This window comes from Providencia sp. PROV272 (assembly GCF_049901975.1).
Lineage (GTDB): Bacteria > Pseudomonadota > Gammaproteobacteria > Enterobacterales > Enterobacteriaceae > Providencia > Providencia stuartii.
This window is the reverse complement of the sequence record NZ_CP096291.1, coordinates 3213503-3228011: the sequence shown is the minus strand read 5'-3', so window position 1 is coordinate 3228011 and position 14509 is coordinate 3213503. Positions and strand designations below refer to the sequence as shown.

The window sequence follows — 14509 nt, the reverse complement described above, 5'->3', positions numbered from 1 at the left end:
GGAGTACGTGAGCATTGCGAGCACTGCCAACGCAGAAGTTCACCACGCACAGCCATGACAGTCAGGTGATCGTTGAAACAATTTCGGGTTGTGAGGTTAAGCGACTAAGCGTACACGGTGGATGCCTAGGCAATCAGAGGCGATGAAGGACGTGCTAATCTGCGAAAAGCGTCGGTAAGGTGATATGAACCGTTATAACCGACGATGTCCGAATGGGGAAACCCAGTGCAATTCGTTGCACTATCGTTTGATGAATCCATAGTCAAACGAGGCGAACCGGGGGAACTGAAACATCTCAGTACCCCGAGGAAAAGAAATCAACCGAGATTCCCCTAGTAGCGGCGAGCGAACGGGGAGCAGCCCAGAGTCTTAATCAGCATCAGCATCAGGAGAACGGTCTGGAAAGGCCGGCAATAAAGGGTGATAGCCCCGTATCCGAAGGTGTTGGTGTTGTGAACTCGATGAGTAGGGCGGGACACGTGTTATCCTGTCTGAATATGGGGGGACCATCCTCCAAGGCTAAATACTCCTGATTGACCGATAGTGAACCAGTACCGTGAGGGAAAGGCGAAAAGAACCCCGGCGAGGGGAGTGAAATAGAACCTGAAACCGTGTACGTACAAGCAGTGGGAGCCCCACCACTAAGCCAGTGGTGAGTCATCACAGCGTCATCCTTACTTGATGGCGGTTGGCGGAACGTCCTTTGTGACGCCCAACCGAAAAAATCAAGCAAAGGGGGCTTAGTGGTGGGGTGACTGCGTACCTTTTGTATAATGGGTCAGCGACTTATATTCTGTAGCAAGGTTAACCGTATAGGGGAGCCGTAGGGAAACCGAGTCTTAACTGGGCGAATGAGTTGCAGGGTATAGACCCGAAACCCGGTGATCTAGCCATGGGCAGGTTGAAGGTTGGGTAACACTAACTGGAGGACCGAACCGACTAATGTTGAAAAATTAGCGGATGACTTGTGGCTGGGGGTGAAAGGCCAATCAAACCGGGAGATAGCTGGTTCTCCCCGAAAGCTATTTAGGTAGCGCCTCGTGAACTCATCTTCGGGGGTAGAGCACTGTTTCGGCTAGGGGGTCATCCCGACTTACCAACCCGATGCAAACTACGAATACCGAAGAATGTTATCACGGGAGACACACGGCGGGTGCTAACGTTCGTCGTGAAGAGGGAAACAACCCAGACCGCCAGCTAAGGTCCCAAAGTCATGGTTAAGTGGGAAACGAAGTGGGAAGGCTCAGACAGCCAGGATGTTGGCTTAGAAGCAGCCATCATTTAAAGAAAGCGTAATAGCTCACTGGTCGAGTCGGCCTGCGCGGAAGATGTAACGGGGCTAAACCATGCACCGAAGCTGCGGCAGCGACATGTAAATGTTGTTGGGTAGGGGAGCGTTCTGTAAGCCTGTGAAGGTGTGCTGCGAGGCATGCTGGAGGTATCAGAAGTGCGAATGCTGACATAAGTAACGATAATGCGGGTGAAAAACCCGCACGCCGGAAGACCAAGGGTTCCTGTCCAACGTTAATCGGGGCAGGGTGAGTCGACCCCTAAGGCGAGGCAGAAATGCGTAGTCGATGGGAAACAGGTTAATATTCCTGTACTGGTGATAATTGCGATGGGGGGACGGAGAAGGCTAGGCTGGCCGGGCGACGGTTGTCCCGGTTTAAGGATGTAGGTGGGCGAATTAGGCAAATCCGGTTCGCTATACACTGAGGTCTGATGACGAGTCACTACGGTGGCGAAGTAGCTCATGCCCCGCTTCCAGGAAAAGCCTCTAAGCTCTAGATTATCATTAATCGTACCCCAAACCGACACAGGTGGTCAGGTAGAGAATACTCAGGCGCTTGAGAGAACTCGGGTGAAGGAACTAGGCAAAATGGTGCCGTAACTTCGGGAGAAGGCACGCTGGCATTAGGTGAAGTGGTTTACCCATGGAGCTGAAGCCAGTCGCAGATACCAGCTGGCTGCAACTGTTTATTAAAAACACAGCACTGTGCAAACACGAAAGTGGACGTATACGGTGTGACGCCTGCCCGGTGCTGGAAGGTTAATTGATGGGGTTATCCGTAAGGAGAAGCTCTTGATCGAAGCCCCAGTAAACGGCGGCCGTAACTATAACGGTCCTAAGGTAGCGAAATTCCTTGTCGGGTAAGTTCCGACCTGCACGAATGGCGTAATGATGGCCAGGCTGTCTCCACCCGAGACTCAGTGAAATTGAACTCGCTGTGAAGATGCAGTGTACCCGCGGCAAGACGGAAAGACCCCGTGAACCTTTACTATAGCTTGACACTGAACATTGAGCCTTGATGTGTAGGATAGGTGGGAGGCTTTGAAGTGTGGACGCCAGTCTGCATGGAGCCAACCTTGAAATACCACCCTTTAATGTTTGATGTTCTAACGTAGCCCCATAATCTGGGGTGCGGACAGTGTCTGGTGGGTAGTTTGACTGGGGCGGTCTCCTCCCAAAGCGTAACGGAGGAGCACGAAGGTTGGCTAAGCATGGTCGGACATCATGCGGTTAGTGCAAAGGCATAAGCCAGCTTGACTGCGAGAGTGACGGCTCGAGCAGGTACGAAAGTAGGTCTTAGTGATCCGGTGGTTCTGAATGGAAGGGCCATCGCTCAACGGATAAAAGGTACTCCGGGGATAACAGGCTGATACCGCCCAAGAGTTCATATCGACGGCGGTGTTTGGCACCTCGATGTCGGCTCATCACATCCTGGGGCTGAAGTAGGTCCCAAGGGTATGGCTGTTCGCCATTTAAAGTGGTACGCGAGCTGGGTTTAGAACGTCGTGAGACAGTTCGGTCCCTATCTGCCGTGGGCGTTGGAAGATTGAAAGGGGCTGCTCCTAGTACGAGAGGACCGGAGTGGACGCACCGCTGGTGTTCGGGTTGTCATGCCAATGGCACTGCCCGGTAGCTAAGTGCGGAAGAGATAACCGCTGAAAGCATCTAAGCGGGAAACTTGCCTTGAGATGAGTCTTCCCTGACTCTTTAAGGGTCCTAAAGGAACGTTTAAGACGAAGACGTTGATAGGCTGGGTGTGTAAGCGTAGCGATACGTTGAGCTAACCAGTACTAATGAACCGTGAGGCTTAACCTGACAACACCGAAGGTGTTTTAGAGAGACGAAGAGACGATTGTTGAAGCGCACGAGATAGAGTGGTGCGAGAAATCAGCTTGTTCAAGATTGCAGTTCTGGTTTGCGGTGTCGACGCGAACGAGAACGAAACCGAATTTGTCTGGCGGCAATAGCGCGGTGGTCCCACCTGACCCCATGCCGAACTCAGCAGTGAAACGCCGTAGCGCCGATGGTAGTGTGGGGTCTCCCCATGTGAGAGTAGGGAACTGCCAGACATCAAATCAGTGAGAAAGCCACCCGATGGGTGGCTTTTTTGCGTTTGGAGAAGATAAAGTTTAATCCCTTACTTTGTGGTAGCGGCCTCACGGTGAGAGGCCGTTGCGAACATCACGCCCCCCTTCAGTTTTACTGATTTTGGCAAATTCAGTCGCCTGTACTTTTAGTTTTGTTTACATAGTGGGGGGAAGTTTAGCCTAGCAAGAATAGGCAGCCACACACGATTTAAATCACCGCATCCCATAAAACACGGTATGGTGGCTGATACATTATTTTGATGGCGGTTATTATCGATATCATAAAATTAAACCCCAAACCCCAAACCCCAAACCCCATCTCATACTTTATTAACCACTTTTTATCTCAGAGCATATCTCCCCCTGATTAGCTATAACCATAAATATGGTTGTTATTCTCCCTCTACAGCACAGCTATACCGAGTTTGGCACACTACATGAACCGTTATTGATAGGATGATTGATGCGTTAATTAAAGGGGGGAATTAAAGCTTCAGTGATAATGCCCTGCTTTAAACAAAATTATTTGGTCATTGAATAGATTGAGTAAATATAAAGTAGTGAGTAACAGCTCACAGGTTTGTGTGTTCCAGTATTGAGAGTGTCAAATTTATTACTAATTATTAGCTATTTCAATGTGTTAGAGGGTGTTAATAAAAAAGGTATCATTCACTGTTTTTTGCTGTGTATTGATAGGGTGAATAGGTTTAGTGGATATAAAGTAGTGAGTAACAGCTCACAGGTTTGTGTGTTCAGGTATTGAGGGTATCAAATATGTTGTTAATTATTATCTATCCCAATGGATTAGGGCAGATGAGTAAAAAACTTATCACTTACCGCTTCTTTTGATGGACATTGATAAGGTGAATAGGTTTGGCAAATATAAAGTAGTAAGTAACAGCTCACAGATTTGTGTGTTTCGGTATTAATCAGGATATCAAGTTAGTTGCTAAACTATTTATTTCAATGAGTTAATGAATTATTAGCAAGGAATTTATAACTCACTAATCTCTTTGCTGGATATTGATAAGGTGAATAGATTGAGTGGATATAAAGTAGTGAGTAACAGCTCACAGGTTTGTATGTTCCGGTATTGAGGTGAGGATATCAAATTTATTATTAATTATTAGCTATTTCAATGTTTAAAGGATATTAATGAAAAAGGTATCACTCACTGTTTTTTTGATAGCTATTGGTAGGGTGAATAGGTTGAGTGGATATAAAGTAGTGAGTAACAGCTCACAGGTTTGTATGTTCCGGTATTGAGGTGAGGATATCAAATTTATTATTAATTATTAGCTATTTCAATGTTTAAAGGATATTAATGAAAAAGGTATCACTCACTGTTTTTTTGATAGCTATTGGTAGGGTGAATAGGTTTGGCAAATATAAAGTAGTAAGTAACAGCTCACTGGGTTATTGTTCCATATTGACGAAATGATAGAGCCATTAGATATAAAATAGTGCACCAAGACTTACTTGTTTATTGGCATTGCTTTATCTAATATCACTTTTTATTGTGGATTCTTTAAATAGGTATTAATAAAAAAATGGATTGGTTGAGTATTCGTCAGTTACTACAGCGGCGCAAACTGCATATTACATTGTTACTGTGTTTATTAATCATATTTTCTTTTAACAGTGCGCTCGCTAATAACCAATATCAACCAGAAACTGGGGATATTATTTTTCATACTTCACGTTCAGAACAAAGCCTAGCTATTCAGGCTGCAACCCGATCGCCTTATAGCCATATGGGCATTATATTGTTTAAGAATGATAACCCCTATGTTTATGAAGCTTCTAATGTTGTTAAATTCACCCCATTAAAGCAATGGATAAAACAAGGGGTAGCAAATAAATATGTCATTAAAAGATTGAAAAACCCTTTAACAGAACAACAAAAAGGGCGGATTCAAGTCCGAAGTGCAACGCTAAGCCGCCTTTCTTAGCTCCGCAAACACCACCGAAGGTTGTCTGAACCCCAGACACTTGCGTGGCCTGCTGTTCAACGCTCCCTGATAGCGTTGTAAGTCTTCTTCTGTCACTGTCCGCAGGTCTGTTCCTTTCGGGATAAACTGTCTTAACAACCCATTCGTATTCTCGTTCAGCCCACGCTCATGCGAGGCATACGGATGGGCAAAGTACGTATCTGCGTTCAGTGCTTCTGCTATCGCCTTGTGCTCACTAAACTCTAGACCGTTATCGAACGTTATTGTGTGACATACATCCTGATACTCACTCAGCAGTGAGATAATGGCCTTACTGACTTCCACCGCATCCTTTGAAAACACCTTTTTTGTCAGGTAAATACGGCTTTTGCGTTCTGCCAGTGTCACGATAGCACCAGTGCCCTGTTTACCCTGCACCAAATCGGCCTCCCAGTCCCCCAGACGGCTACGGTCATCGACGACTGACGGCCGTAGCTCAATGGATACCGCATCAGGGATGCGCCCTCGTTTCTGCCCGTAGCCCTTACGATATCGCCGTTTGCCCTGCCTAAGATGCCTGTACAACTCGCCACCGCTACGCTTATCCGCATAGATATACTGGTAAATCCATTCATGGCTGACGCTAAGACCAATAATGCTGCCAATTGCACTTATTTGCTCAGGACTCCACTTCCACTCCAGAGCAAATATCACGAAATCTATGGTCTGCTGAGGAATTGTCCTTTTGGCAGATGACAGCCGCCTATCACAGCACTTCTGGTGTGCCTGTTGTGGGTTATAACCAGTATCTGAAGTGTTACGCCTCAGTTCACGGGAGACCGTGGACTTGCTTACACCGATACGGATACCTATCTCATGGCAGGATAAATTATCCTCACGCAGTATCGATATCTGGTATCGTTGTCCTTCGGTTAGTTGCTGATACTTCATACTTACTCGCTCATCTTTGGTCGGAAGAGCAGGATAGCTTATCAGTAGCTAACCGTCCTTCCATCTAACATGACCGAGCGTTGCACTTATTATCTGAATTCGCGAAGCGTTACTTATCCAAAAAGCCATTCCATATCAATCAAAACCTTATGATTTAACTTTTTCATGGAGTGATGAAAGAATTTATTGTTCTGAACTCGTATGGAAGATCTATAAGAGTGCCCTTGATATTGAGGTTGGTCATTTACAAAAATTACATGAATTTGACCTATCTTCAGACAAGGTAATTAAAAAATTAAAAGAGCGTTATGGCGATAATATTCCTTTTGATGAAACCGTCATTTCGCCAAATGCTATCTTCGATTCACCATTATTAATGACGGTGGATTCATTTTAATGATTGATAGAGACTATACCCAGCAACGGCTCCAGCGACATCATAAGCAAAGTCATGCCAGCTCCATCCCGTACCATTAGGTCGACTGTCATACAGCTCTTTTGCTGCTCCTAGGGTAATGGAAAATAAAACGCCAAATTGCGCAGCATCTCGATGTTGCCAATTTTGCCTATCAGCATAAGCATTGCCGGCCATCGCCATTGCGGCTGAAAAAGCAAAATGCTGTGCCTTATCCTTACCTTGCCAATTATCATTTGCCCAGTGGGCCCCTGAACAGCCTGTTATCGTAAAAATTAAGCCAATAAGTAAATAAGATAATAATGTTTTTAGCAGATTCATTTGTTTATCAACGGGTCTAATATAAAAAGCACCACAGTCGTGGCGCTTTTTATAGATACAAGATACGGATAAATTACAAAATACGACTGATTAAGCGGTCTACTCTAATTCGTCTTAAGCGGCGAATGAGTTTTTTCACTTTGATTGGATAGGTTTGGATACTATCTAATTCACGATAATGACTCACAATTTTTGTATGAGTGCGAATACAGTCAAGTTCATGCTGACGCTGCTCTTGCATCTCTTGATTTGGGTCGTGAATTAAAACCGCATTTTCAAGATCCAATCCCCACGCTCGTGGGTTAAGATTATTGCCTGTAATAAGTTGCCATTGGCTATCAACCCACATCCCTTTTAAGTGATAAGTATTATCACCATCTTTCCACAGACGAATTGTTAATTGCTTACTATCAACAAATTTTTGTAAGCGGCTAACAAACCGCCGTAGATTAATCTCATAGAGGTACGGCAAAGCCCCAATAATTTTAAATGGCTCTTCAGGGGGAATATAGAAATCATTAGCAGTTTTATCACCAATAATAATTTCCACCTGTTTACCTTCACGTAATAGTCGGCTAATAATCCTAACTAATACGGCTGGAAGATTGAAATAAGGGGTACAGATTGTGAGTTTATTTTGTGTTGAACTCATTAGATGGGTAATTGTTCGGTTTAGGTCATTTTTTTTGCCTAAACCAACTAGAGGCGTGACGGCTAATTCACCATTAGTTGCATTACCCTTAAATTGATATGAGCTTCCTCTAAGTGAAAGACGGAATTGTTTGATGATATTTTTGAATTCGGCGGTTTTGGGTCTGTTTGCCTTATTCAATAGCTGAATCGCATCCGATTTTAGTAAGGCATCATCAATATAAGTCTTCATTGATGTCGTTAATGCCTTATTTTTGATCAGCTGATACCGGTCGTAGCGATATCTTTCATGGCGCTGTAGATAGACATCATTAATACTAGCGCCACTGTACAATAAAGTATCATCAAAGATAAAACCTTTTAGATGCAAGACACCTAAGGCTTCCCGTGTATTCACAGGAATACCATAAATAGGGATATCAATGTCCGGGTATTGTTGCGAAACATCATAGTACCAGTCTGCATTCGTTGAATTAGCGGCTGCACCAATTCTTCCTCGTTGCGCACGGTGCCAATCAACAAGTATTTTAATCTCTAATGATGGATTCGCTTGCTTAGCGGCATACAGTGCATGAAGAATATCTTTACCTGCATCATCTTGCTCTAAATATAACGCAGTGATGTAGATGCAATGTTGAGCAATAGATATTTGTTCAAGTAGAGCATCACGAAAATCTTCTGTCTTATATAGCGTTTTAACATCAGCAATAGACTGAGCCAGTTTAGGTAAACTCGCTAAATATTGTTGATGTTTTGCTTGTTTTAATTTTGACAACATCACAGTGTAAATTTTCTCTTAATTAGTCTAATAGCAAATCGCTTGTATAAATATACTCTCAGGTATTGGTAAGCGAATGATCTGTCGATGATAGCATACTTAGCCAAACCATTTAGAATAAATTAAAAACTTGTTTAATTGTTGTACAGGTTTATTTAGGCTACGGGTTATAAATGTAATGTTAAGTTTACAACCCCATCTTCAAATTGAACGTCAATCTCGAAACCTAACTTTTTCGCTAGGCTGATCATATTACGGTTTTCGGGCATCGTGATTGCTGTCAATTTTTTTATACCATGTGAACGGGTGTAGCTCAGTAATTTAGTCATTAATTGATAGCCAAGAGTTAGCCCTTTCATATCCGATCTGACGAGAACCGCAAATTCTGCCTCTTGGTTATCAGGATCTGCCATTGCGCGAGTCACCCCTATAATTTCAGGGTTTGAATCAGGATCCCTAACAGCCACGAATGCCATTTCGCGGTCATAATCAATTTGCGTCATATTGGCGAGATCATCATGCGTAAACTCACTGATTTCACTAAAATAACGATAATAAAGATCCTCTTTAGTCACTTGCTCAATAAATGATTTTAATAGTGGTTCATCTTCCGGCAATATTGGTCTTAGCAAACAAGTGAGATCATCTTTGAGTGAGATAGTTTCTTCTAGTTCGCTTGGATAAGGGCGGATCGCTAACCTTGATTTTTGGTTCTCTTGCTCTGGAATTAATGTCATTGAGACATCAAGTAAAGTGAATTCATCTCCAGAGGCGAGTAACGGATGAATATCTAGTCGTGCAATATTTGGGCAATCAATAATTAGGTTTGAAACCCTCACCAGCAAACTCGCCAGCCCTGGGATATTGAGTGGTGCCAGTGCACTGCGCGCTTTGATTTTATAGCCTTTAATGGCTTGAATAACTAAGTATCGCGCTAGGGCCAAATTCAATGGTGGTAAAGCGACCGCAGCTTGGCTCTCTTGTTGCCATTCAATACCGCCTTCCCCTAGCATAATTAATGGGCCGAAGACGGGATCAAGTTCAACGGCAATACGCAACTCTTGGGCGCCAGCACGGTTCGCCATACTTTGCACCAGTAAACCTTCGATACGTGCATTGGGGAAATTGGTGGATACACGCTCCATAATGGCTTTAGCAGCATCTCCCACTTCTTTAGCATTACGTAAGTAGAGCATTACCCCTTGTACTTCTGATTTATGCACAATATCTGGTGAACGTAATTTTAATGCGACGGGGTAGCCAATTTTTTCTGCAATTTCAATTGCCTCATCACTAGAATGAGCTATCCAAGTCGGTAGGCTGTTTAAACCATAAGCCTGTAAAATAGGCTGAACTTCATGTGTGTCTAAGTGTAAGTTGTTATTTTGTAGAGCCTGTTGAATATATTCATGTGCTTGCTGAGTGTTGGCTGTGATACCAATTGGGAGTGCTGGCGTTTCTTTTAACTGTTTTTGGTTGCGTCGGTACTCGACCATATGCATGTATGCGGTTATCGCGCCTTCAGGTGTACGATATGTTGGTATCCCTGCTTCACTAAAGAGCCGACGTGAGGTTTGTGATGAGTATTCGCCACACCAGTTAGTTAGTATGGTTAACCACTTACCTCTTGGATGCTGCTTAATGGTTTTGATGACTTTTTCTGCCATTGTCTTGCTTTCTGTTATGGCGCTAGGTGTATAGATCAATAACAGTGCATCATGGTCATGGCTATCGAGCATTTTGTTCAATACGTTAATATAGCGATCAACGGTGGCATCATCACCTAGGTCGATAGGATTTTGGGTTGAGAGGTCAAGGGGAAGGAGTGAACTAAGTTCATTTTCTGTTTCTTGACTTAAGGTAGCGAGCTTACCGTTTCGTTGCAGTAGCTCATCTAAAGCCATTGCCGCAGGGGCAGCACCATTACTAATGATAGATAGTCGTTCTCCCCGTAGAGGCGTCATATAGCTTAGGGTTTCAACCGCAGAAAACATTTCATGAGTATCTTGTACTCGAAGCAGCCCTGCACGCTGGATGGCAGCATCGTATGCCGCATCAAGACTTGGTTTTTCACCGAGTAGTTGTTGAGCTTTTCGGGTACGACCGCTTTTTATTACTAGAATTGGCTTATTCCGTGATGCGCTACGTGAGGCGGAAAGAAAACGACGTGCATCGCTAATATTTTCAAGATAGAGCAAAATAGCACTCGTTTTACTGTCGCGAGCCAGATAATCCAGTAAATCATCAATATCGATATCAATGCTATCACCCAAGGCGATAAAGTAAGAAAAGCCAATATCTCGGTGACGCGCCCAATCCAGTACGGTATTAGAAACAGCGGCGGATTGAGAGATAAAGGCTAATTTCCCTTTTAGGATTGGGATCGGTGAAAAACTCGCATTAAGCCCTTGCCATGGAGCCAGTATACCGAGGCTATTTGGACCGAGTAGCCTTATTTGATATTGCTGGGCGATTTTCTTGAGTTCAGCGAATTGAATTGAAGGAGATGATAAAATAATAACCACATTACAGCCATATTCACCGAGCTGTTTTAAACATTCAGGGTTTTTCGAATGGTGAGTACAGATGACCGCAAGATCTGGTTTTAAAGGCAACTTATCGATGGATGGGTAAGCCAGCACGCCAAGAATAGAGCTTCGGTTAGGGTTGACAGGGAGAATAGGCCCCTTAAAACCATTAGTTAATAAGTTTTTCATCATTACCGAACCTGCACGATTCGGATTTTCAGAAGCACCAATCACAGCGATCGATTTTGGTCTAAATAACGATTCTAACTGACTCAGTAAACCCATGGCAGATAACCTTTTGCTTTAGTGAGCGAAAACACCGTTCAAAGAATATTGAGAAGCCAAGTAATACTATGCCGTATCTGATAATTAGTGCTAGTTTATCCTGTTTATTTAATGGAATTATCTAATGATGTTCACGTTTTAAACTGCTAACTATCCTAAAGTTGCATGACGTTCATCTTTGTAGATAAACAATTGCTTATTTTTTCTACTCACTTTGAGTTAGCTGCTTTTCTGCTTGGCGCATTTGTGCGAGTGGATGATGCGGCTTGCCTTCCAAGTATTTGTCTCTAAATAGGTTAAAATGGTTGAAGAGCTGTTTAGAAGCGGAAGTATCTCCTGCTAGCTCAAGGAGTGTTGCTGCAACTTCTGCTGTGCAGTGTTGATCCTCTTTTGAAGGGGTACGCAATAAATAATCTGTTCGTGCTTTTGTATTGATTGATAATACAGGGATCTGGTCAAGATAAGGGCTTTTACGGAACATTTTGCGTGCTTCTGGCCATGTACCGTCTAATAAAATAAATAATGCAGGTTTATCTGAAACGGTTGGCTGGTTGACTACCGTTCTTCCACTTTGAGCATAACTTTCAGGGAAAATAATATAAGGCTGCCGTGTTGGGTCTTGAATCGCAGCAAGGAGTTGTGGGTCTGGATCGGTTCTTGACCACTGGAAAGCCAGCGTATTCGGTAAAATATCTGCGATCAGTTTTCCTGTATTACTTGGTTTAAAGACCTCTCCCTCATACATGATTAAACAGAATTGGCTCTTAGCGTGGACCGGAACAATTTCTTGGCACAGGCATTGTGGAACGGGAAGTAGGCAATAATGACAGCGTTTAACGCGACACCCTCGTGCTTTAAAGGGTTTCGTTGAGGCGGTCAGGCGTTCTTGGCGTAATGTATAAACGGCATTTTTAGTCATGTTGGGTGCAGCTTTTGATATTGTACGGTTTTGATAAAACAAAGCGCGTATTGTACGTAAATCCGTTAAATGACGATAGAAGTATATTCGGCATCTTTTAGATGCAATAATAGCGTGAATCAGTGGCGTAGCTCGGCAACATCATGTAACCTTCGCGCCATAGCTTTGTAGGGGATAGCAATGAACGACTCGAATGATTTTAATGGTAAGAATGGTAAAGTAAAAGTGATGTATGTCCGTAGCGAAGGCCAAGATGATGGTCATAGCAAAGGCAAGCGTCAACAAGATAATAAGCGCACGAATGATAGAAGAGGTGGCGGCGGACGTCGCAATGAGCGTTCAGGTCGTTTTGATGATAGAAAAAGCCAACCACCTCGTGAGCACTCCGCTTGGCGCACCGTATCGAAGCCAAATAGTGATGAGTTAATCCATGATCATGGTGGGATTGCCGGTAAAAGCCAGATTGACCCTGAGCAATTGCGTAAACAGCGTTTAGAAGAAACGCGTATTTATGGTGAAAATGCGTGTCAGGCGATGTTTAAAAATCGCCCAGAAGCGATTGTTCGTGCATGGTTCCTACAATCAGTCACACCTCGTTTTCGTGATGCGCTAAAGTGGATGGCTGCTAACCGTAAGGCATACCATGTGGTTGATGATGAAGAATTAACGAAAGCATCTGGAACAGAGCACCACGGCGGCGTCTGTTTTCTGATTAAAAAACGCGGTGGTATGAGTGTGGAAACTTATCTGCAACAAGCACCCGCAAAAGATTGTGTTTTGGCGTTAGAAGATGTCGGTAATCCACATAACTTAGGTGGCATCATGCGTAGTTGTGCGCACTTTGGCGTGCAAGGTGTGATTTTACAAGATGCGGGCGTTGTGGAGTCTGGTGCTGCGATTCGAACGGCTGAAGGTGGCGCTGAACATATCAAAGCGATTGATGCTGATGGTCTGAGTAACACGTTAAGCCAATTCCGCCAAGCTGGTTATACGATTGTAACGACATCAAGCCATAAAGGTAGCCAAGATATTGCGAAGGCTAAGTTGCCTGCAAAAATGGTGTTAGTCTTAGGCCAAGAGCGTGATGGCTTGAGCGACAGCGTATGGAACGAGGGGGATATGAGCCTGTATATTGGTGGTACAGGTAAAGTTGAGAGCCTCAATGTTTCCGTTGCGACGGGGATTATGTTGGCACAATGGTGGCAACAGAATAAAGCTAACTAGTTATTTTAATTAATAAATAAAACTGCATATGAAAGGTGAAATTATCGCCAATTAATATGCAGTTTTTTTATTATTAGGCTCTAAGCAATGTGCGTACAACATTATTTGATGGAGAGATAGGAATGAAAATTCCGTCGTACTTAACCCATGATTTCCGCTCAATACAGGGTAACGGAGAATTGACCGAGGTTTATTTTGGCTCACAATCGACAGAGGATACGTTTGAAATTTGGTTCACGGGTGAGGTGGTTTCTGTCGATGAGGAAGCACAGCCTTATATCATGGAAACTGATAGTCATCCCCTAATAATAATTGCTAAACACTCTGTATCAGGTCAAACATTCTTGCTGTTTGATGGCACAATTCATGGGTATGATGCGATGTTTTGTGATCAACCTTATGATGAGCCTCTTGAGCAGTTATCACCAATAAAATATGACTTTCCCCCAGCGATTTTGAAGCTCTCCTTTTTTTATAATATTGATTATGAAGATGAAAAAGAGAGCTATGAGTTTGATGCAATGGGAAATGTTATGCTATTGAATGGGCTGAGTATGCCATGGGAGCAAGTCAAATGTGACGGTTTTGATGCCTTTGCACTTTCTGTGATTGATACGCAAGGTATAGAGCATGAAATTGTGAATTTAGAACTCGCTTAATAATTCAGTGAGATAATTTAGTTCACGGTCTAAAAACTCTTCTTTAGGGTAATTGCAGGAAAATGCTTCCAATATATGATTGATAAAAGATTTGATATCTAAACGCGTGAGAGGCGTGGGCTTGCTGATAATTTTATAAGCAGCTGAAATCTCATTTAAACTTAGACAATATTCATAGTAGCCTACCTGAATGGCGTCGCTAATTTGTTGGGGTAAAGTAGTAAAATCGAGATCATCTTCTTCAAGTTTTAGCTGCATATAAGTGAAAACATCTTCAAGAATATCAAAGGAATGTTCTTCTTGATAGCGATTAACATAGGTAATAAGTTTACGGCGATATTGCTCTGCTTCTCCTTCGCTGATTGAGTTAATTAGGGCAAGTAACTCGCTATTTTCAATCCATGATTTCAACATTTTTTTCCTCGTTATAGTGTATAAATACTGTCATGTTGGTGAATAAAATAAGGTC

9 protein-coding genes, 2 rRNA genes and 1 pseudogene are annotated in these 14509 nt (G+C 43.3%); 6 read left to right on the top strand and 6 right to left on the bottom strand.

Annotated elements, in window-relative coordinates; translation table 11 throughout:
- The first annotated feature begins 94 nt into the window (after positions 1-94).
- The 3 genes from M1E93_RS14900 to M1E93_RS14890 all read left to right on the top strand — a co-directional run bounded on the left by M1E93_RS14900 (position 95) and on the right by M1E93_RS14890 (position 5330).
- Positions 95-3106, top strand: a 23S ribosomal RNA gene (locus M1E93_RS14900).
- Positions 3107-3244: 138 nt separating this feature from the next.
- A 5S ribosomal RNA gene (gene rrf / locus M1E93_RS14895) occupies positions 3245-3360 on the top strand.
- A gap of 1568 nt (positions 3361-4928) precedes the next feature.
- Positions 4929-5330: a YiiX/YebB-like N1pC/P60 family cysteine hydrolase gene (locus M1E93_RS14890; protein ID WP_426207005.1), complete on the top strand. Its 402-nt coding sequence runs from the start codon at positions 4929-4931 to the stop codon at positions 5328-5330.
- On the opposite strand, the gene M1E93_RS14885 is transcribed toward M1E93_RS14890, so the two are convergent.
- Positions 5313-6260, bottom strand: coding sequence for an IS30 family transposase (locus M1E93_RS14885; RefSeq protein WP_140035165.1), 948 nt, complete (start codon positions 6258-6260; stop codon positions 5313-5315). The two genes, M1E93_RS14890 and M1E93_RS14885, sit on opposite strands and share 18 nt — an antisense overlap.
- A 112-nt stretch (positions 6261-6372) precedes the next feature.
- Between M1E93_RS14885 and M1E93_RS14880 the strand changes: the two are divergent.
- Positions 6373-6657: pseudogene (locus tag M1E93_RS14880) on the top strand (YiiX/YebB-like N1pC/P60 family cysteine hydrolase); the annotation flags it as partial.
- Here the strand turns inward: M1E93_RS14880 and M1E93_RS14875 are convergent.
- From M1E93_RS14875 to M1E93_RS14860, 4 genes are all read right to left on the bottom strand, one after another.
- Positions 6649-6996 carry a YfiM family lipoprotein gene (locus tag M1E93_RS14875; RefSeq protein ID WP_014657697.1) on the bottom strand — a complete coding sequence of 116 codons (348 nt, stop codon included), beginning with the start codon at positions 6994-6996 and terminating at the stop codon, positions 6649-6651. The pseudogene M1E93_RS14880 and the gene M1E93_RS14875 overlap by 9 nt on opposite strands.
- A gap of 73 nt (positions 6997-7069) precedes the next feature.
- Positions 7070-8425 carry a CDP-diacylglycerol--serine O-phosphatidyltransferase gene (gene pssA / locus M1E93_RS14870; protein WP_004917572.1) on the bottom strand — a complete coding sequence of 452 codons (1356 nt, stop codon included), beginning with the start codon at positions 8423-8425 and terminating at the stop codon, positions 7070-7072.
- A 167-nt stretch (positions 8426-8592) separates the two neighbouring features.
- Positions 8593-11238, bottom strand: a complete 2646-nt coding sequence (locus tag M1E93_RS14865; protein ID WP_014657698.1) for a bifunctional acetate--CoA ligase family protein/GNAT family N-acetyltransferase — start codon at positions 11236-11238, stop codon at positions 8593-8595.
- Positions 11239-11443: 205 nt separating this feature from the next.
- Positions 11444-12157 carry a tRNA-uridine aminocarboxypropyltransferase gene (locus M1E93_RS14860; RefSeq protein WP_014657699.1) on the bottom strand — a complete coding sequence of 238 codons (714 nt, stop codon included), beginning with the start codon at positions 12155-12157 and terminating at the stop codon, positions 11444-11446.
- A 180-nt stretch (positions 12158-12337) separates the two neighbouring features.
- Here M1E93_RS14860 and M1E93_RS14855 point away from each other — a divergent pair, with 180 nt between their 5' ends.
- Positions 12338-13381 carry a tRNA/rRNA methyltransferase gene (locus tag M1E93_RS14855; RefSeq protein ID WP_072502896.1) on the top strand — a complete coding sequence of 348 codons (1044 nt, stop codon included), beginning with the start codon at positions 12338-12340 and terminating at the stop codon, positions 13379-13381.
- Positions 13382-13503: 122 nt separating this feature from the next.
- Complete coding sequence (locus M1E93_RS14850; RefSeq protein WP_014657700.1) at positions 13504-14040, top strand: hypothetical protein; 537 nt, start codon at positions 13504-13506, stop codon at positions 14038-14040.
- Here M1E93_RS14850 and M1E93_RS14845 read toward each other — a convergent pair.
- Positions 14026-14454 (bottom strand): hypothetical protein, encoded by a 429-nt coding sequence (locus M1E93_RS14845; protein WP_004917584.1) that lies wholly within the window; start codon positions 14452-14454, stop codon positions 14026-14028. The genes M1E93_RS14850 and M1E93_RS14845 overlap by 15 nt on opposite strands.
- Positions 14455-14509: the final 55 nt, after the last annotated feature.